The 16,768-nt window shown below is 60.1% G+C and carries 17 protein-coding genes; 4 read left to right on the plus strand and 13 right to left on the minus strand.

The genetic code is table 11. The annotated features are described in order from the left end of the window. Positions 1-10: 10 nt before the first annotated feature. The 11 genes from ccoG to ccoN (V6M90_RS17780) all read right to left on the minus strand — a co-directional run bounded on the left by ccoG (position 11) and on the right by ccoN (V6M90_RS17780) (position 9,286). Positions 11-1,426 carry a cytochrome c oxidase accessory protein CcoG gene (gene ccoG, locus V6M90_RS17730; protein ID WP_141063543.1) on the minus strand — a complete coding sequence of 472 codons (1,416 nt, stop codon included), beginning with the start codon at positions 1,424-1,426 and terminating at the stop codon, positions 11-13. 207 nt (positions 1,427-1,633) lie between these two features. Then, positions 1,634-2,044, minus strand: coding sequence for a type II toxin-antitoxin system VapC family toxin (locus V6M90_RS17735; protein ID WP_078825683.1), 411 nt, complete (start codon positions 2,042-2,044; stop codon positions 1,634-1,636). Further along, positions 2,044-2,298 carry a type II toxin-antitoxin system Phd/YefM family antitoxin gene (locus V6M90_RS17740; RefSeq protein WP_003175467.1) on the minus strand — a complete coding sequence of 85 codons (255 nt, stop codon included), beginning with the start codon at positions 2,296-2,298 and terminating at the stop codon, positions 2,044-2,046. The genes V6M90_RS17735 and V6M90_RS17740 overlap by 1 nt, the downstream gene beginning before the upstream one ends. A 171-nt stretch (positions 2,299-2,469) precedes the next feature. Further along, a complete protein-coding gene (gene ccoP / locus V6M90_RS17745) occupies positions 2,470-3,432 on the minus strand; it encodes a cytochrome-c oxidase, cbb3-type subunit III (protein WP_332846864.1) in 963 nt (320 codons plus the stop codon). Continuing rightward, entirely contained in the window at positions 3,429-3,614 is a 186-nt protein-coding gene (locus tag V6M90_RS17750; RefSeq protein ID WP_003175465.1) for a CcoQ/FixQ family Cbb3-type cytochrome c oxidase assembly chaperone, read from the minus strand. The genes ccoP (V6M90_RS17745) and V6M90_RS17750 overlap by 4 nt, the downstream gene beginning before the upstream one ends. 6 nt (positions 3,615-3,620) lie before the next feature. Then, positions 3,621-4,229 carry a cytochrome-c oxidase, cbb3-type subunit II gene (ccoO, locus tag V6M90_RS17755; RefSeq protein WP_078734203.1) on the minus strand — a complete coding sequence of 203 codons (609 nt, stop codon included), beginning with the start codon at positions 4,227-4,229 and terminating at the stop codon, positions 3,621-3,623. Beyond that, positions 4,229-5,671 carry a cytochrome-c oxidase, cbb3-type subunit I gene (gene ccoN, locus V6M90_RS17760; protein WP_003175462.1) on the minus strand — a complete coding sequence of 481 codons (1,443 nt, stop codon included), beginning with the start codon at positions 5,669-5,671 and terminating at the stop codon, positions 4,229-4,231. Before ccoN (V6M90_RS17760) ends, ccoO (V6M90_RS17755) begins: the two co-directional genes overlap by 1 nt. A gap of 417 nt (positions 5,672-6,088) precedes the next feature. Beyond that, entirely contained in the window at positions 6,089-7,036 is a 948-nt protein-coding gene (gene ccoP, locus V6M90_RS17765) for a cytochrome-c oxidase, cbb3-type subunit III (RefSeq protein ID WP_332846865.1), read from the minus strand. Further along, positions 7,033-7,239: a cbb3-type cytochrome oxidase subunit 3 gene (locus V6M90_RS17770; protein WP_003175459.1), complete on the minus strand. Its 207-nt coding sequence runs from the start codon at positions 7,237-7,239 to the stop codon at positions 7,033-7,035. Before V6M90_RS17770 ends, ccoP (V6M90_RS17765) begins: the two co-directional genes overlap by 4 nt. Positions 7,240-7,242: 3 nt before the next feature. Beyond that, positions 7,243-7,851, minus strand: coding sequence for a cytochrome-c oxidase, cbb3-type subunit II (gene ccoO, locus V6M90_RS17775; protein WP_003175458.1), 609 nt, complete (start codon positions 7,849-7,851; stop codon positions 7,243-7,245). Positions 7,852-7,861: 10 nt separating this feature from the next. After that, entirely contained in the window at positions 7,862-9,286 is a 1,425-nt protein-coding gene (gene ccoN, locus V6M90_RS17780) for a cytochrome-c oxidase, cbb3-type subunit I (protein WP_078825680.1), read from the minus strand. A gap of 78 nt (positions 9,287-9,364) precedes the next feature. Between ccoN (V6M90_RS17780) and V6M90_RS17785 the strand changes: the two genes are divergently transcribed. Then, positions 9,365-10,057: an alpha/beta family hydrolase gene (locus tag V6M90_RS17785; RefSeq protein ID WP_332846866.1), complete on the plus strand. Its 693-nt coding sequence runs from the start codon at positions 9,365-9,367 to the stop codon at positions 10,055-10,057. A gap of 132 nt (positions 10,058-10,189) precedes the next feature. Here the strand turns inward: V6M90_RS17785 and V6M90_RS17790 are convergent, their stop codons facing one another. Beyond that, positions 10,190-11,755 (minus strand): methyl-accepting chemotaxis protein, encoded by a 1,566-nt coding sequence (locus tag V6M90_RS17790; RefSeq protein ID WP_003175454.1) that lies wholly within the window; start codon positions 11,753-11,755, stop codon positions 10,190-10,192. Positions 11,756-11,854: 99 nt separating this feature from the next. Continuing rightward, the gene (locus tag V6M90_RS17795) at positions 11,855-13,258 is read right to left on the minus strand and encodes an FAD/NAD(P)-binding protein (RefSeq protein ID WP_332846867.1); all 1,404 of its coding nucleotides are present in this window, start codon (positions 13,256-13,258) and stop codon (positions 11,855-11,857) included. A 565-nt stretch (positions 13,259-13,823) separates the two neighbouring features. On the opposite strand from V6M90_RS17795, the gene V6M90_RS17800 reads away from it, so the two are divergent. From V6M90_RS17800 to rfbD, 3 genes are read left to right on the plus strand one after another with little or no spacing between them, the layout of a single operon-like run. Beyond that, positions 13,824-14,798 (plus strand): glycosyltransferase family 2 protein, encoded by a 975-nt coding sequence (locus tag V6M90_RS17800; protein WP_408637319.1) that lies wholly within the window; start codon positions 13,824-13,826, stop codon positions 14,796-14,798. 4 nt (positions 14,799-14,802) lie between these two features. After that, positions 14,803-15,873: a dTDP-glucose 4,6-dehydratase gene (rfbB, locus tag V6M90_RS17805; RefSeq protein WP_332846868.1), complete on the plus strand. Its 1,071-nt coding sequence runs from the start codon at positions 14,803-14,805 to the stop codon at positions 15,871-15,873. Beyond that, positions 15,870-16,766, plus strand: coding sequence for a dTDP-4-dehydrorhamnose reductase (gene rfbD / locus V6M90_RS17810; RefSeq protein ID WP_332846869.1), 897 nt, complete (start codon positions 15,870-15,872; stop codon positions 16,764-16,766). The genes rfbB and rfbD overlap by 4 nt, the downstream gene beginning before the upstream one ends. Positions 16,767-16,768: the final 2 nt, after the last annotated feature.

The following is a 16,768-nucleotide window of genomic DNA, read 5'->3' on the forward strand; positions in this document are numbered from 1 at the left end:
TGTTCCCTGTTTAACGAACTTGTGGGCCGATGAATCGGCTCTTGGCTTCAATTTGGATGCTGGTGTCGTCGGCATCCTTGAGGATGAAGGTCACTTCGTTGGTGCTCGACGGCAGTTGTTCCGGTGCACTCGACAGCTCCACCGGCATGCTTACGATGTCGCCGGCGGCCACTTTGATTTCGCGTCGGCCTTGCAGCTTGAGGTCCGGCAGGCCGGCGGCGTCGAGCACGTAGGTGTGGTCGCGCTGGTCCTTGTTCATGATCTTCAGGCTGTAGACGTTTTCGACACGGCCTTCGGCGTTTTCGCGGAACAGCACGCGGTCTTTGCTCACGTCGAAACCCACCAGCGGACGCATGAAGAATGCGCTGGCCAACAGGCTCATCATCGCCAGCAACACCAGGGCATAACCGATCAGGCGTGGGCGCAATTTGTGGGTCTTTTGCCCGGACAGGTTGTGTTCGGTGGTGTAGCTGATCAGGCCGCGCGGGTATTCCATCTTGTCCATGATGTTGTCGCAGGCGTCGATGCAGGCGGCACAGCCGATGCACTCGATCTGCAGGCCGTCGCGGATGTCGATCCCGGTGGGGCACACCTGCACGCACATCGTGCAGTCGATGCAATCGCCCAGGCCCTGGGCCTGGTAGTCGGCGCCTTTTTTGCGCGGGCCCCGCAGTTCGCCACGGCGTGGGTCGTACGAGACGATCAGGGTGTCCTTGTCGAACATCACGCTCTGGAAACGTGCGTACGGGCACATGTAGATGCACACCTGTTCGCGCAGCCAGCCGGCGTTGCCGTAGGTGGCGAGGGTGAAGAAGCCCACCCAGAAATACGACCAGCCATCGGCCTGGCCGGTGAAGAAGTCGAACACCAGTTCGCGGATCGGCGAGAAGTAGCCGACAAAGGTCATGCCGGTGACAAAACCGATCAACAGCCACAGGCTGTGCTTGCTGAATTTGCGCAGGAACTTGTTGGCGCCCATCGGCGCCTTGTCCAGCTTGATGCGCTGGTTGCGGTCGCCTTCGGTGACTTTTTCGCACCACATGAAGATCCACGTCCACACGCTTTGCGGGCAGGTATAGCCGCACCACACGCGGCCGGCATACACGGTGATAAAGAACAGGCCAAACGCCGCGACGATCAGGATGCCCGACAGCAGGATGAAGTCTTGGGGCCAGAAGGTCGCGCCAAAAATAAAGAACTTACGCTCCGGCAGGTTCCACCACACCGCCTGGTGACCGCCCCAGTTCAGCCACACCGTGCCGAAGTAGAGCAGGAACAGACCGGCGCCGCCGAGCATGCGCAGATTGCGGAACAGGCCGGTGAAGGCACGGGTGTAGATCTTCTCGCGCGCAGCGTACAGATCGACAGTTTTACTCTCGGTTTTGGCAGGCGGGGTAACGTCATGTACCGGTATCTGGTTGCTCATCATTGCATCCCACGGCGGTGGAGATTTGCCTCGGCCAGTACGTGCCAACCGCGGTCAAATTAAGGGTCTTGCAGTGGCTTAATGATACGCCCCCGAGGATACGCCAAGGGTGCGACCTTTGGTCGCGTTGGGGGAAATCAATTGATGGTGTACGTGATCTGGATCAATTGACTTGGGAAGTATGGACGGTTTTTGCCGGTAAGCCGGTCATTCGTCCCAGGGATTTATCAGTGGAACGCCACTGGATTTGAAATCGCTGACGTTGCGAGTAACAACGGTCAGTCCATGAACCAGAGCAGTCGCAGCAATCAACGCATCGCTTTCATTGGCCTGATCCGGCACATGCAGGTGTGCGCAGCGCAACGCGACTGCTGCATCCACCGGTAGAATTCTGGCATCGAAAGCGGGCATCACATGACGCTTCAGCCAGGTACGTAATACCTTCCCCTGCGCAGGGTCTCGACGCTCCATGCGCAACACCCCGGTCTCCAGCTCTTTCAACGTAATTGCTGAGATGAACATGCGGGGGGCAATGACGCTTTTGGCCCAGGCGACGACCTTTGCATCAGCCTGGGGTTTACGAAGTTCGGAGATAACATTGGTGTCGAGTAGATACATCAAGAGAGGTCCACGGGTCGATGAGTGATCACGGCGCGTTCGGTTTCGAAGTCGATTTCGGCCGCTTCCGGCATCACCAGCAGGTCAACGATGTCAGCGTTGAGACCTGTCAATTTGTGATAGTCCTCAATGCTTAGCAGTACATGGGCAGGCTTGCCGCGATCAGTGATGAAAACCGGTCCTTGCCGGGCGGCTTTTTTGGCACCGCTTGTGTCTTGATTGAATTCGCGGCTGGAAATGGTCGTGATGGTCATGGGGGCCTCCCGCTTATCGGCGTGAATGTAGCTACGTTACTACGGCCCAGTTGCAAGCTTCAAGCGGCAAGCCACAAGTGGTAGAGCGTCGTTTCAATTATCGCTGCATCCTTAACGAAAAAAGCCCCGCCGGCGTTCGCTGTACGGGGCTTTTTTCTTGCAGCTTGCAGCTTATTCTTGCTTCTGCGACAAGCTGTACACATACGCCGCCAGCAAGTGCACCTTGTCGTTGCCCTGCAGTTGTTCCTGCGCCGGCATCTGGCCCTGGCGGCCGTAACGGATGGTCTGCTGCAGTTGCGCGAAGCTGGAGCCGTAGATGAACGCGCCGGGGTGGGTCAGGTCGGGCGCGCCCATGGCGGGTGTGCCTTTGCCGGCGGGGCCGTGGCAGGCCACGCAGTTGGCGGCAAAGAGTTTTTCGCCGTTGGCCACATCGGCCTTGGCGCCTTCCGGCAGTTTGCGGCCGTCGAGCTTGGTCACCACAAAGCCCGCTACGTCAGCCACGCCTTGCTCGCCGATCACTTCGGCCCAGCCTGGCATCACCGCGTGGCGGCCCTTCATGATGGTTTCCTTGATGGTGTTCGCCTCGCCCCCCCAGCGCCAGTCGGCGTCGGTCAGGTTGGGGAAACCATAGGCGCCCTTGGCGTCGGAACCGTGGCACACCGAGCAGTTGGAGGCGAACAGGCGCCCACCCATCTTCAAGGCTTGCGGGTCCTTGGCCACTTCCTCAATCGGCATCGACGCGAATTTGGCGAAGATCGGCCCGAACTTGGCGTCCGACCTGGCCATTTCCTTTTCCCATTCGTGCACGCCGGTCCAGCCGGTCTGGCCGTTGGCGAAGGGGGTTTGCTTGTCGTTGTCGAGGTAGTTGTAGCCCGGCAGCAGGCCTTTCCAGTTGCCCAGGCCGGGGTACAGCACCAGGTAACCGAGGGCGAAGACGATGGTGCCGACGAACAGCATGAACCACCACTTGGGCAGCGGGTTGTCGTACTCCTCGATGCCGTCGAACGAGTGGCCGACGGTCTCGTCGGTTTGCTCGGCGCGCTGGCCCTTGCGGGTCGACAGCAGCAGCCAGGTCAGGGCGAAGATGGTACCCAGGCTGAGGACTGTGACGTACAGACTCCAGAACGTAGTCATTCTTTGTTACTCCTAGAAGCTTGCTCGACGTGCTTGATGGCTTCGGGGTCATCCGCAAAGGGCAGCAAGGTCGCGTCTTCAAACTCCGACTTGCGCTTGGGGCTGAACACCCACAACGCCAGGCCGATAAAGGCCACCATCACGACAACGGTGCCCAGGCCACGAATCATCCCGATATCCATGAAGAATCACCGTTTGCTTTTGATGATGGTGCCAAGGCCCTGCAGGTAGGCCACCAATGCGTCCATTTCGGTCTTGCCCTTGACGGCGGCGGCTGCACCGGCGATGTCTTCGTCGGTGTAGGGCACGCCCAGGGTACGCAGGACTTCCATCTTCTTCGCGGTGTCCTTGCCGTCGAGCTTGTGTTCCACGAGGAACGGATACGCCGGCATTTTCGACTCGGGCACCACGTTGCGCGGGTTGTACAAGTGCGCGCGTTGCCAGTCATCGGAGTAACGCCCGCCCACACGCGCCAGGTCCGGGCCGGTGCGTTTGGAACCCCACAGGAACGGGTGGTCCCACACGCTTTCACCGGCGACCGAGTAGTGGCCGTAGCGTTCGGTTTCGGCGCGGAACGGGCGGATCATCTGCGAGTGGCAGCCGACACAACCGTTGGCGATGTAGACGTCGCGGCCTTCCAGTTCAAGGGCGGTGCGCGGCTTCATGCCTTCGACCGGCTTGTTGGTCACATCCTGGAAGAACAGCGGAACGATCTGGGTCAGGCCGCCGATACTCACGGCGATGACCATGAAGAAGGCCAGCAGGCCGATATTCTTTTCGACTACTTCATGCTTCATCAGTGAGCTCCCACGACGGCGATCTGGGCGGCGGCTTCGGCTTGTGCAGGGTCCGAGGCACGCACGGTGCGCCAGACGTTGTAGGCCATGAACAGCATGCCGGCGGCAAAGAACGCACCGCCCAGGGCGCGGACGATGTAGCCCGGGTGGCTGGCTTGCAGCGCTTCGACGAAGGAGTAGGTGAGGGTGCCGTCATCGTTGATCGCACGCCACATCAGGCCCTGGGTGATGCCGTTGACCCACATCGAGGCGATGTAGAGCACGGTGCCGATAGTGGCCAGCCAGAAGTGCGTGTTGATCAGCCCGACGCTGTGCATCTGCGCACGGCCGAACAGTTTGGGGATCATGTGGTACAGCGCGCCGATGGAGATCATCGCCACCCAGCCCAGCGCCCCGGCGTGTACGTGGCCGATGGTCCAGTCGGTGTAGTGGGACAGCGAGTTGACGGTCTTGATCGCCATCATCGGCCCTTCGAAGGTCGACATGCCGTAGAACGCCAGCGAAACCACCAAAAAGCGCAGGATCGGGTCGGTGCGCAATTTATGCCAGGCGCCCGAGAGCGTCATCATGCCGTTGATCATGCCGCCCCAGCTGGGCGCCAGCAGGATGATCGACATCGCCATGCCCAGGGACTGCGCCCAATCCGGCAGGGCGGTGTAGTGCAAATGGTGCGGACCGGCCCAGATATACAGGGTGATCAGCGCCCAGAAGTGCACGATGGACAGGCGATAGGAGTAAATGGGACGTTCGGCCTGTTTGGGCACGAAGTAGTACATCATCCCCAGGAAACCGGTGGTGAGGAAGAACCCCACGGCGTTGTGGCCGTACCACCACTGGATCATCGCGTCCGTCGCGCCGGCGTAGGCCGAGTAGGACTTGAACAGGCTGACCGGCAACGACGCGTGGTTGACGATGTGCAGCATCGCCGTGACCACGATGAAGGCACCGTAGAACCAGTTGCCCACATAGATGTGCTTGGTCTTGCGCTTGACGATGGTGCCGAAGAACACCGCGCCGTAGGTCACCCAGACAATCGCCAGCAAAATGGCGATCGGCCATTCCAGCTCAGCGTATTCCTTGGTGGTGGTGTAGCCCAGCGGCAGGCTGACGATGGCGCCGACGATGACCGCCTGCCAACCCCAGAAGGTAAAGGCGGCGAGGCCGTCGGAGATCAGTCGCGTCTGGCAGGTGCGCTGCACGACATAGTAGGAAGTGGCAAACAGTGCGCATCCGCCGAAGGCGAAAATCACCAGGTTGGTGTGCAGTGGGCGCAGACGGCCGAAGGTCGTCCAGGGCAAGTCGAAATTCAATTCCGGCCAGACCAGTTGCGAGGCGATGAACACCCCGAGCCCCATGCCAAGGATCCCCCAGACCACCGTCATGATGGCGAACTGGCGGACTACCTTATAGTTATAAGCAGTCGGACTGATTGCTGTGCTCATTCTAAGGTTCCACGGTTTAGGTTTTTTTATAGGTAAAATCGGCCGCAAGTATGTAGAAAGCGAGGGGTCATTGCAACGCAATGGCTGACCTGGATCAATGCGTTCCACGCCAGATTCTGCGCCCTTTCCATGTTTGGCGTAAGGACAAATCCGAAATGGAAAGCTGATCGATTGGACAGGAAAATTGCAGGGGCACAACGGGTGTCGTTGGGTACGCCGCAATCGCTCCGCTTGAAAGCAAGCGTAGACCCGAATGGCAGGAGGGGAAAGGTGTGCTTTGGAGGGGTGTGACACTTGGTCACACGGCTCGGTCACTGTGGCGAGGGAGCTTGCTCCCGCTGGAGTGCGAAGCGCTCCCACGATTCTGGGGCCGCTTCGCAGCCCAGCGGGAGCAAGCTCCCTCGCCACAAGTAACAGTTATTGAGGTTGGCTTTCTGGCGTTGCGCCATTGGCGTTATGGGACAGGCTATACACGTAAGCCGCCAGCAGGTGCACCTTGTCATTGCCTTGCAGCACTTCCTGCGCCGGCATCTGGCCTTGACGGCCGTGGCGGATAGTCTGCTGCAACTGCGCCAGGCTGGTGCCGTAGATGAAACCGGCGGGCTCGGTCAGGTTCGGCGCGCCCATGGCTTCGGTACCGTGGCCTTGCGCGCCGTGGCAGGCTACGCAGGTGGTGTTGAACGCCGCTTGACCGGCGGCCAGGTCGGCGGTGCTGTCGGCCGGCAACGGCAACTTGGCCAGGTCGTGGCGTACATAGGCGGCGACGTTCTTCACACCGTCTTCGCCCAGGATTTCACCCCAGGCCGGCATCGCCGCGTGGCGACCGTTGAGGATGGTGGTCTTGATCGCTTCGGCCGAACCGCCCCAGCGCCAGAGGTTATCCGCAAGGTTAGGGAAACCGTACGCGCCCTTGGCGTCCGAGCCGTGGCACACCGCGCAGTTGGAGGCGAACAGGCGACCGCCCATTTTCAGCGCTTGCGGGTCCTTGGCCACTTCTTCCACCGGCATGGCCGAGAATTTGGCGAAGATCGGTCCGAACTTGGTGTCGGCCTTGGCCATTTCCTTTTCCCATTCCTTGGCCGACGTCCAACCGTCCTCGTAGCCCGGCAACACCCCTTTCCAGTTGCCCAGGCCCGGGTAGAGGATCAGGTAGCCGACCGCGAACACCAGGGTGCCGGCGAACAGCATGAACCACCACTGGGGCAGCGGGTTGTCGTATTCCTCGATACCGTCGAACGCGTGGCCCATGGTCTGGTCGACGCTGCCCTTGGTTTCGCCCTTGCGGGTGCCGATCAACAGCCAGGTCAGGCCGATCAGGCTGCCGAGGGTCAGTACGCAGATCCATGTACTCCAGAATAGGGTCATGGCCGAGTGCTCCTTATTGCAGGCTCTTCTTGAGCGTCGGATGGGGTTGCGGTGGGTTCATCGGCAAACGGCAGCAGGCGTGCCTGCTCGAATTCCGCATTGCGCCGGTTGTTGAACACCCACAGCGACAGGCCGATAAAGGCGATGGCGACGACCAGCGTGCCAAGGCCGCGGATGGTGCCCGCATCGAATTCAAATCCCATGGCTCACCTCTTGCTCTTGATGGCGGTGCCGAGCACTTGCAGGTACGAAACCAGCGCGTCCATCTCGGTCTTGCCCTTGAGGCTGGCGACAGCGCCACTGATGTCATCGTCGGTGTACGGCACGCCGAGGGTGCGCATCACCTTCAACTTGGTCTCGGTGTGGCTGTTGTCGACCTGAGCCGTGACCAGCCACGGATAGGCCGGCATTTTCGACTCCGGTACCACGTTGCGCGGGTTGTACAAGTGCGCGCGGTGCCAGTCGTCCGAGTAGCGTGCGCCGACGCGGGCCAGGTCCGGCCCGGTACGCTTGGAACCCCACAGGAACGGGTGGTCCCACACGCTTTCGCCGGCGACCGAGTAGTGGCCGTAGCGCTCGGTTTCGGCGCGGAACGGGCGGATCATCTGCGAGTGGCACTGCACGCACCCTTCGCGGATGTAGATGTCGCGGCCTTCCAGTTGCAGCGCGGTGTAGGGCTTCATGCCTTCGACCGGCTTGTTGGTGACGTCCTGGAAGAACAGCGGGACGATCTGGGTCAGGCCGCCGATACTCACGGCGAGCACCATCAGCAGCATCAGCAGGCCGACGTTCTTTTCAATCGTTTCGTGTTTCATCACAGACTCCTCAGGCCAGCTGCGTGGCGGTGGCGGCTTCGACAGGCTGCGCCGAACGCACGGTGCGCCAGGTGTTGTAGGCCATCAGCAGCATGCCGCTGAGGAACACCGCACCGCCCACCAGCCGCACGATGAAGCCTGGGTGGCTGGCCACCAGGGTTTCGACGAAGGAGTAGGTGAGGGTGCCGTCATCGTTGATCGCACGCCACATCAGGCCCTGGGCGATGCCGTTGACCCACATCGAAGCGATGTAGAGCACGGTGCCGATCGTGGCCAGCCAGAAGTGCGCGTTGATCAGGCCGATGCTGTGCATCTGCTCGCGGCCGAAGATTTTCGGAATCATGTGGTACAGCGCACCGATGGAGATCATCGCCACCCAGCCCAACGCCCCGGCGTGTACGTGGCCGATGGTCCAGTCGGTGTAATGGGACAGCGAGTTGACGGTCTTGATCGCCATCATCGGCCCTTCGAAGGTCGACATGCCGTAGAACGCCAGGGACACGACGAGGAAGCGCAGGATCGGGTCGCTGCGCAACTTATGCCAGGCGCCCGAGAGGGTCATCATGCCGTTGATCATGCCGCCCCAGCTCGGTGCCAGCAGGACCAAAGACATCACCATGCCCAGCGACTGTGCCCAGTCCGGCAGCGCGGTGTAGTGCAAGTGGTGAGGGCCGGCCCAGATGTACAGGGTGATCAGTGCCCAGAAGTGCACGATGGACAAGCGATAGGAATACACCGGACGCTCGGCCTGCTTGGGTACGAAGTAGTACATCATCCCCAGGAAGCCGGCGGTGAGGAAAAAGCCTACCGCGTTGTGCCCATACCACCACTGCACCATGGCATCCGTCGCACCGCCGTACAGCGAGTAGGACTTGGTCAGGCTGACCGGGATTTCCAGGTTGTTGACGATATGCAGGATCGCCACGGTGATGATGAACCCACCGAAGAACCAGTTACCGACGTAGATATGCTTGGTGTTGCGCTTCATCACCGTGCCGAAGAACACAATGGCGTAGGCCACCCAGACAATGGTGATCAGGATGTCGATCGGCCATTCCAGCTCGGCGTATTCCTTGGAGCTGGTGTAGCCCAGCGGCAAGGTGATCGCGGCCAGGAGGATGACCAACTGCCAGCCCCAGAAGCAGAACGCGGCGATTTTCGGCGCGAACAGCTGAGTCTGGCAGGTGCGTTGCACCGAGTAGAACGAGCTGGCGAACAGCGCGCAGCCACCGAAGGCGAAGATCACCGCGTTGGTGTGCAGCGGGCGCAAGCGGCCGAAACTGGTCCAGGGCAAATCGAAGTTGAGCGCAGGCCAGACCAATTGGGCGGCGAGAAAAACCCCGAGCCCCATGCCGACGATGCCCCACACCACCGTCATAATGGCGAATTGGCGGACCACCTTGTAGTTATAGGCGGTACTTAAAGTAGTGTTCATGGTTCCCCATCCACGGTTCAACCCAAGCAAAGCGGCACTTGGGCTGGAGTTATAGGCAGACTGAATAGCGAGGCAAGCATGGGCAAAGAGCACAAGGCCAGTATTGACGGGGATCAATGGGCGCGGTGTGCGCGCGAACACGGCTGGTTGTGGGACGCCGCCTCGGACGCGGCTGCGGGTGCGCCACCGACGCTGATCCTGGCCCACGGCGCCGGTGCGCCGATGGACTCGGCGTTCATGAACGACATGGCCGCACGCCTTGCCGCACACGGCGTGAACGTATTGCGCTTCGAGTTTCCCTACATGGCCCAGCGCCGGCTGGACGGCGGCAAACGCCCGCCGAACCCGGCGCCGAAACTGCTGGAGGCCTGGCGTGAGGTGTACGCCGAGGTGCGGCGCCATGTCGCTGGGAAACTGGCCATTGGCGGCAAGTCCATGGGCGGGCGCATGGCCAGTTTATTGGCTGATGAAGTGGGGGCTGATGGGCTGGTGTGCCTGGGGTACCCATTTTATGCGGTGGGCAAGCCCGAGAAACCAAGGGTCGAGCATTTGGCCCGGTTGAAAACGCCGACGCTGATCGTGCAGGGCGAGCGCGATGCCCTGGGGAACCGGGCGGCGGTGGAGGGGTATGACTTATCGCCGAGCATCGAAGTGATGTGGCTGGTGGCGGGGGATCATGATTTGAAGCCGTTGAAGGCTTCCGGGTTTAGCCATGAGCAGCATTTGGAGGCGGCGGCGGTGAAGGTGGTCGGGTTTCTCGGCGGCCTTTAGGGCCCTATCGGGGGCAAGCCCCCTCCCACATTTGACTGTATTCACAAATCAAAATGGGGGAGGTGGCTGGTCCCAATGCCGGTCAGTCAAACGCAGATCCCCTGTGGGAGGGGGCTTGCCCCCGATAGCGGTCTACCGGTTAAAACGCTCCACCAGCGAGTACTGGCTATTGGCCGTATGCGTCAGCTCTTCACTCAACTGCGCCGAGTTCAGCGCCTGCTCCGAGGTCTGATCCGCCAACAGCGCAATGGTGCTGATATTGCGGCTGATCTCCTCGGCCACCGAGCTTTGCTCCTCGGTCGCGGCCGCGATCTGCGTGGTCATGTCGGTGATATGCGCCACCGCTTCGCTGATCCCCACCAGCGCCTGGTCCGCTTCCATCACCCGCGCCACGCCTTCCTCGGCCTGGCGATGCCCGGCGTCCATGGTCTGCACGGCGGCGGCGGCGGTTTGCTGCAGCTTGGCGATCAGGGCATGGATCTGCCCGGTCGATTCGGCCGTGCGCTGCGCCAGTTGGCGAACCTCGTCAGCCACCACCGCAAAGCCACGGCCCATCTCACCGGCACGCGCCGCTTCAATGGCCGCGTTCAACGCCAGCAGGTTGGTCTGGTCGGCAATGCCCTTGATCACATCGACCACGCCGCCGATCTCATCGCTGTCCTTGGCCAACTGAGTCACGGTCACGCCCGTCTCCCCAACCGCCACCGACAAACGCTGAATCGCCTCGCGGGTTTCCCCGGCGATATCACGACCGCGGCCGGTCAGGCGATTGGCCTCCTGGGTCGCATCGGCGGTGCGCTGCACATGGCTGGCCACTTCCTGGGTAGTGGCCGCCATCTGATTGACCGCCGTGGCCACCTGCTCGGTTTCGACGCGCTGGCGTTCCAGGCCGCTGGAACTGTTGTGCGCCAGGGTGTTGGACTGCGCTGCCTGGTCGTTGAGATGCTCGGCCGTGTCCTGCAAGCGCGTAAGGCAAGTCTTCAGACGCGCCTCCTGGCTGAGAATCGACATCTCCAGGCGCGCCTGGGCGCCACGGCTGTCGGTGTACATCTGCGCGATCAACGGGTCGGACGTGGTCTGCTCGGCCAGGCGCAGCAGGCGCTTGAGTCCACGCTGCTGCCAGCTCAGGCCCAGCAGGCCCAACGGCACCGACAACCCCGCCGCCAGGGCAAAACCCCAGTGGGAATTGAACGACGCGCCGATCATGAAACTCACCTGGCTGATCAGGATAAACGGCACCCAGTCCTGCAACACCGGCAGCCACTTGTCCCGCTGGGGAACGGCCGACTTGCCCTGGTTGATGCGTTGATAGAGCGCCTCGGCCCGGCGGATCTGCTCGCTGGTGGGCTTGACGCGCACCGATTCGTAGCCGACCACCTGATTGCCGTCGAAGACCGGCGTCACATAGGCGTTAACCCAGTAGTGATCGCCGGTCTTGCAGCGGTTCTTGACAATGCCCATCCATGGCAAGCCTTGTTTGAGCGTGGACCACATATGCCCGAACACCGCCGCCGGCACATCCGGGTGACGCACCAGGTTGTGCGGCGCGCGCAGCAGTTCTTCGCGGGAAAACCCACTGATCTCGACAAACGCGTCGTTGCAGTAAGTGATCACGCCTTTGGCGTCGGTGGTGGAGATCAACCGTTGCTGAGCGGGGAAGGTACGTTCGCGCTGGGTAACGGGCTGGTTATTACGCATGATTGTTCAATCCGCAAGGCTTTCAGGGGGTATCGGCCGGAGGCGGGGGTTATTTAACTTATTTTTGCAATAATCCGCCGGCCGATATCAGGGGGCGACCTAGCCTTGAGCGAGTGTTATGGCCAGTGTTTGAGCCATGCGTTTCACGTACTCGCGCAGTTCAGGTACCGCAGTGGCTTCCCAGTCACGCGCCTGGAGGAAGGGGCCTACGTAATATAGCCAGTCTGACGGCACTGCATTGCAATCGAGCAGCGCGCCCGACGGTGCGATATCCATCCCTGTTCCGAGCGCGTCAGGTACCAACAGGCCGTCTGCGCGCAGGGATTTGAGCAGAGGGTCGTCCAACTGGTGAAGGTCCAGCGCGGGCGTCGTGCAATTGATCACCGCTTTGACCGTCAGACGGTCCTCGGTGCTTGCGCCACGACGACGTACGTAAACGCTTATGTTGTGGGGGGTGGGCTCGTAACGGACGATACGTCCGGCCATGAGTTGCAGTCCGCCACTTTCAAGCTCTTCGTGCAGGCGCGCTCCCGGTTGCGGCGCACAGCGATGGCGATGGGCATCCCAATAAGGGCGTACATGCCGCAGAAATCGCCGGCGTTCATCAAGCGGCAAGGCGTGCCACAATTGTTGGGTTGCGGACCTCAGGCCACCGATGATGTCGCGCCAGTCTCCTCCGGTTTGCGCGTGCTGCCGGACCGCATCACGAACCGCGCGTACGTAGTGGCGCACAGTGCAACGGGTCAACATGTGGTCGGACAACCCCTCATCGTAAGCAGGGTGTGCGCTCAACTCGCGGTGGGGCTGTGGAAGAAGGCCTCGGCGTGAGACTGCCTGGATAGTGCCGGTGTGCCCTCGGTCACGTAAGTCGAGTACCACGTCCAGCATCGTGAGCCCGCTGCCTATAAGGAAGACCGGGTCATTGGCCTCGATATCATCGAGCGCGCCGGGTTGCCATGGGTCGTGCACATAGCCTGGGTTCTCGTAGAACTGTCGATGTTCTGCTGCAATCGAAGGCTCTTGGCGTGCACAACTGCCAATGCTTAAAACGACATTGTCGGCCTGAAAGTGTTCGCCGTTTTCCAGATAGAGAGAGGCGCCCCTTGCATTGGGCAGGGGCACTACCTTGACGACTTCCCCAATAATTGTCTGCACTTCACAACCGGTTGCAACAGTGTTGGATGCTTCATGAAGCAGCGCTTCCAAGTAATCGCCGTAGATGCGCCGCTCAACAAACGAGCCCGGTGTGGCGGTTGGGATTTTACGTTTTACGTAAGCATAAAAGCTGTCGTCTTCACCGATCAGGGCATCCATTCGGGCTGCCGGTACATTGAGCACATGTGCGCGGGCCTGGGTGCTGTAGGCGACCCCTCGAGCCATGCTGCCTGGTCGGTTGATCAGTAGGATCTTGAGTGGTGTGACCGGTGGGTGGCGCAACAAGTGCACTGCCAGCGTTGAGCCGCAGAAGCCTGCGCCGATGATTGCGAGGGTCTTGGTATTCATTACAGCTCCATGTTCAACGCTGCTCATATTTTCATTTGACAAAGTGGTGTACTTACTCTTTTGGAGTTGGTGATGATAAGTGTTGGTCGGTTCGACCGAGCGTTGGGTAGGCGCGGGATAATGAAGTAGGCCGGGTTTTTCATCCACTACGCAACTGGGGCTATTGAGCGTTCGTTGATGCAGGTCAGTCTGTATTCATGGTTGAAGTTGTCAAAGTATTCTAACTGAATATGAGTTGAACTTTTCATGGTTGGATTAGTCTCGCTGGCGGTACACCCATTCGGATGTTGCTTTTCGCACACAGTCGCATTGTTTGGTGGCGATGGCGCTTGAACAGGATCGCACCCGGATTCTGGCGCCGTGCCTGGATTTTTGCTGGCAGACCGTCTGGAACGCAGTTTTCATCGCTGCAACAGCTGGCCGTAGAGGCTTTGAAGGACTGAGGGCGAACGACGGTTGGTCGCGGGTGAGATTGTACTTACAGACCAATACTGTAATAATTCGCACATTATCGTGGTCCATGTCCTACCTTCCCGTAGGACGTAGTTAGCTCGCAAGGGATATTGTGCCTATTTCCGCATCGTGTAGTTTCCCCAGCGCTCTGTCGGACGATGCTCGCCCTGCAAAAGTCGCGATTTTGATGTGTTCGTACAACGGCGAAACGTTCGTTGCGGAGCAGCTCGACTCCATTGAGCGGCAGAACCACCACGACTGGACATTAGTTGTGTCGGATGATGGCTCCAAAGATGGCACTTTGGCGATTTTTAACCAGTACGCTGATCGTTGGGGCTGCGACCGGCTGAGCGTCGTGTCCGGACCGCAAAAAGGCTTCGTGGCCAATTTTCTCTCGCTGACGTGCCGTACTGATATCCAGGCGGATTATTTTGCATGGTGCGATCAGGACGATATCTGGGATGACGAGAAGCTGCAGGTGGCCGTCGACTGGCTGCGCAGTCAGCCCTCGGACGTACCTGCCCTGTATTGCGGGCGCACGCGCTTGGTCAGTGATGCGGGTGTTGCGTTCGGTTTCTCTCCGCTTTTCTCCCTGCCTCCGCACTTCTCCAACGCTCTTGTTCAGAGCATTGCGGGCGGCAATACCATGGTTTTCAACCAGGCTGCGCGGGAGCTGATCACCGAGGCGGGTGCGGATGTCGTTGTCCCTTCGCATGATTGGTGGGCCTATCAGCTCGTCACGGGAGCGGGCGGGGTCGTTCACTACGACCCTGTGCCTAGAATGCAATACCGCCAGCATGATGAAAATTTGATTGGCAGCAATTCCGGCTGGGCAGCGCGCCTGGCTCGGGTATGGATGATTTTTCAAGGACGTTTTTACGAGTGGAACGATCAGAATATTCGTGCGCTCGAAGCCATGCAGCATCGTCTTTGCAAAGAGCATCAAACGACCCTCGCGCGCTTCAAGCGTGCGCGAAGTCAAACATTATTTAGACGAGTGCTGGGGTTCCGGTCGGCTGGTTTATACCGGCAGACGTTGATGGGAAATCTCGGGCTAATTCTTGCAACACTACTGAAAAAGATCTGACTCAATGACTATCTTAGTAACCGGCGGTGCTGGCTTTATTGGTGCAAACTTTGTACTGGACTGGGTTGCCCAGGCGGATGAACCGGTCATTAATCTGGATAAGCTGACGTACGCCGGCAATCTGGAGAACCTCAGCTCGCTCGAGGGCAACAAGCGCCACATATTCGTGCAGGGCGATATCGCCGATACGCAACTGGTCCAGCGCTTGCTCGCTGAACACCAGCCGCGCGCGATCTTGAACTTCGCCGCCGAGTCGCACGTTGATCGTTCTATCCATGGCCCGGAAGATTTTATCGAGACCAATGTCGTCGGTACCTTTCGTCTGCTGGAAGCGGTGCGCGCCTACTGGAAGGCGCTGGATAGCGATGCGCAGCAAGCCTTCCGCTTCCTGCACGTTTCGACTGACGAGGTCTATGGCTCCCTGGCCAAGGACGATCCGGCATTTACCGAAACCCACCAGTACGAGCCCAACAGCCCCTACTCGGCGAGCAAGGCGGCCAGTGATCACTTGGTGCGTGCCTACCACCACACCTATGGTCTGCCGGTACTGACCACCAACTGCTCGAACAACTATGGTCCATTCCATTTCCCGGAAAAACTGATTCCGTTGATGATCGTCAACGCGTTGGCAGGCAAAGCATTGCCGGTGTATGGCGACGGTCAGCAAATTCGTGACTGGCTGTACGTAAAAGACCATTGCAGCGCCATCCGCCGTGTACTGGAAGCAGGTACCGTGGGCGAGGTCTATAACGTGGGCGGCTGGAATGAAAAGCCGAACCTGGACATCGTCCACACCGTTTGCGCCCTGCTCGATGAGCTGCGCCCGCAAGCCGACGGCAAGCCGTACAGCGATCAGATCGCTTACGTAACGGATCGCCCAGGCCATGACCGCCGCTACGCCATCGATGCACGCAAACTGGAGCGTGAGTTGGGCTGGAAACCGGCCGAGACCTTCGAGACCGGTATCCGCAAGACTGTCGAGTGGTACTTGGACAACCAGGATTGGGTGAGCAATATCCAATCCGGTTCGTACCGCGAATGGGTAGAAAAGAACTACACCGAGCGCTCGGCATGAAGATCCTTCTACTTGGCAAAAATGGCCAGGTAGGGTGGGAATTACAACGCAGCCTGGCCCCATTGGGCCAGGTGCTTGCGTTGGATTCGAAAAGCCAGGACTACTGCGGTGATCTGACTGACCTGCAAGGCCTGGCCGCCACTGTGCAGCGGTTTGCGCCCGACGTCATCGTCAACGCAGCCGCATACACCGCCGTCGATAAAGCCGAAAGCGAGCCCGCCCAAGCGCTGCGTGTCAACGCAGAAGCCCCGGCGGTACTGGCGGCAGAAGCGCGCAAGCTCAATGCACTGCTTGTGCATTATTCGACGGACTACGTGTTTGCGGGCGATGGCGATACGCCTTGGCAGGAAACTGATCCAGTCGGGCCGCTGAGCGTCTACGGTACGACCAAGCTGCAAGGCGAGCAGGCCATTCAGGCCAGCGGCTGCGCGCATCTGATCTTTCGCACCAGCTGGGTGTACGCCGCGCGTGGCAACAACTTCGCCAAGACCATGCTGCGTCTGGCCAGGGAGCGCGACAGCCTCAACGTGATTGACGATCAGTTCGGCACGCCGACCGGCGCGGATCTGCTGGCCGACATCACCGCCCATGCGATCCGTGAACTGCACTTGAACCCGCAATTGAGCGGGGTCTATCACCTCGCGGCCGCGGGGGAGACCACCTGGCATCGCTACGCTCGTTTCGTCCTCGAACAGGCGCAAGCAGCCGGCGTGCAGCTTTCGGTAACGCCTGCGAACGTGGGAGCAATCACCACCGCAGCCTACCCGACGCCCGCCAAGCGCCCCGGCAACTCCCGACTTAACACTCAAAAACTGCAGAATGCCTTCTCACTGCGCCTGCCTGAATGGCAGGACGGCGTGGCACGGATGCTCATAGAAATTCTAGAGAAATGAAC

The organism is Pseudomonas lactucae, assembly GCF_036688725.1.
Classification (GTDB): Bacteria; Pseudomonadota; Gammaproteobacteria; order Pseudomonadales; family Pseudomonadaceae; genus Aquipseudomonas; species Aquipseudomonas lactucae.

Bases quoted from the DNA above. Each gene is read 5' to 3' on its own strand.
- ccoG (WP_141063543.1), bottom strand. From the start codon at position 1,426: ATGAGCAACCAGATACCGGTACATGACGTTACCCCGCCTGCCAAAACC.
- V6M90_RS17735 (WP_078825683.1), bottom strand. From the start codon at position 2,044: ATGTATCTACTCGACACCAATGTTATCTCCGAACTTCGTAAACCCCAG.
- V6M90_RS17740 (WP_003175467.1), bottom strand. From the start codon at position 2,298: ATGACCATCACGACCATTTCCAGCCGCGAATTCAATCAAGACACAAGC.
- ccoP (WP_332846864.1), bottom strand. From the start codon at position 3,432: ATGACTACGTTCTGGAGTCTGTACGTCACAGTCCTCAGCCTGGGTACC.
- V6M90_RS17750 (WP_003175465.1), bottom strand. From the start codon at position 3,614: ATGGATATCGGGATGATTCGTGGCCTGGGCACCGTTGTCGTGATGGTG.
- ccoO (WP_078734203.1), bottom strand. From the start codon at position 4,229: ATGAAGCATGAAGTAGTCGAAAAGAATATCGGCCTGCTGGCCTTCTTC.
- ccoN (WP_003175462.1), bottom strand. From the start codon at position 5,671: ATGAGCACAGCAATCAGTCCGACTGCTTATAACTATAAGGTAGTCCGC.
- ccoP (WP_332846865.1), bottom strand. From the start codon at position 7,036: ATGACCCTATTCTGGAGTACATGGATCTGCGTACTGACCCTCGGCAGC.
- V6M90_RS17770 (WP_003175459.1), bottom strand. From the start codon at position 7,239: ATGGGATTTGAATTCGATGCGGGCACCATCCGCGGCCTTGGCACGCTG.
- ccoO (WP_003175458.1), bottom strand. From the start codon at position 7,851: ATGAAACACGAAACGATTGAAAAGAACGTCGGCCTGCTGATGCTGCTG.
- ccoN (WP_078825680.1), bottom strand. From the start codon at position 9,286: ATGAACACTACTTTAAGTACCGCCTATAACTACAAGGTGGTCCGCCAA.
- V6M90_RS17785 (WP_332846866.1), top strand. From the start codon at position 9,365: ATGGGCAAAGAGCACAAGGCCAGTATTGACGGGGATCAATGGGCGCGG.
- V6M90_RS17790 (WP_003175454.1), bottom strand. From the start codon at position 11,755: ATGCGTAATAACCAGCCCGTTACCCAGCGCGAACGTACCTTCCCCGCT.
- V6M90_RS17795 (WP_332846867.1), bottom strand. From the start codon at position 13,258: ATGAATACCAAGACCCTCGCAATCATCGGCGCAGGCTTCTGCGGCTCA.
- rfbB (WP_332846868.1), top strand. From the start codon at position 14,803: ATGACTATCTTAGTAACCGGCGGTGCTGGCTTTATTGGTGCAAACTTT.
- rfbD (WP_332846869.1), top strand. From the start codon at position 15,870: ATGAAGATCCTTCTACTTGGCAAAAATGGCCAGGTAGGGTGGGAATTA.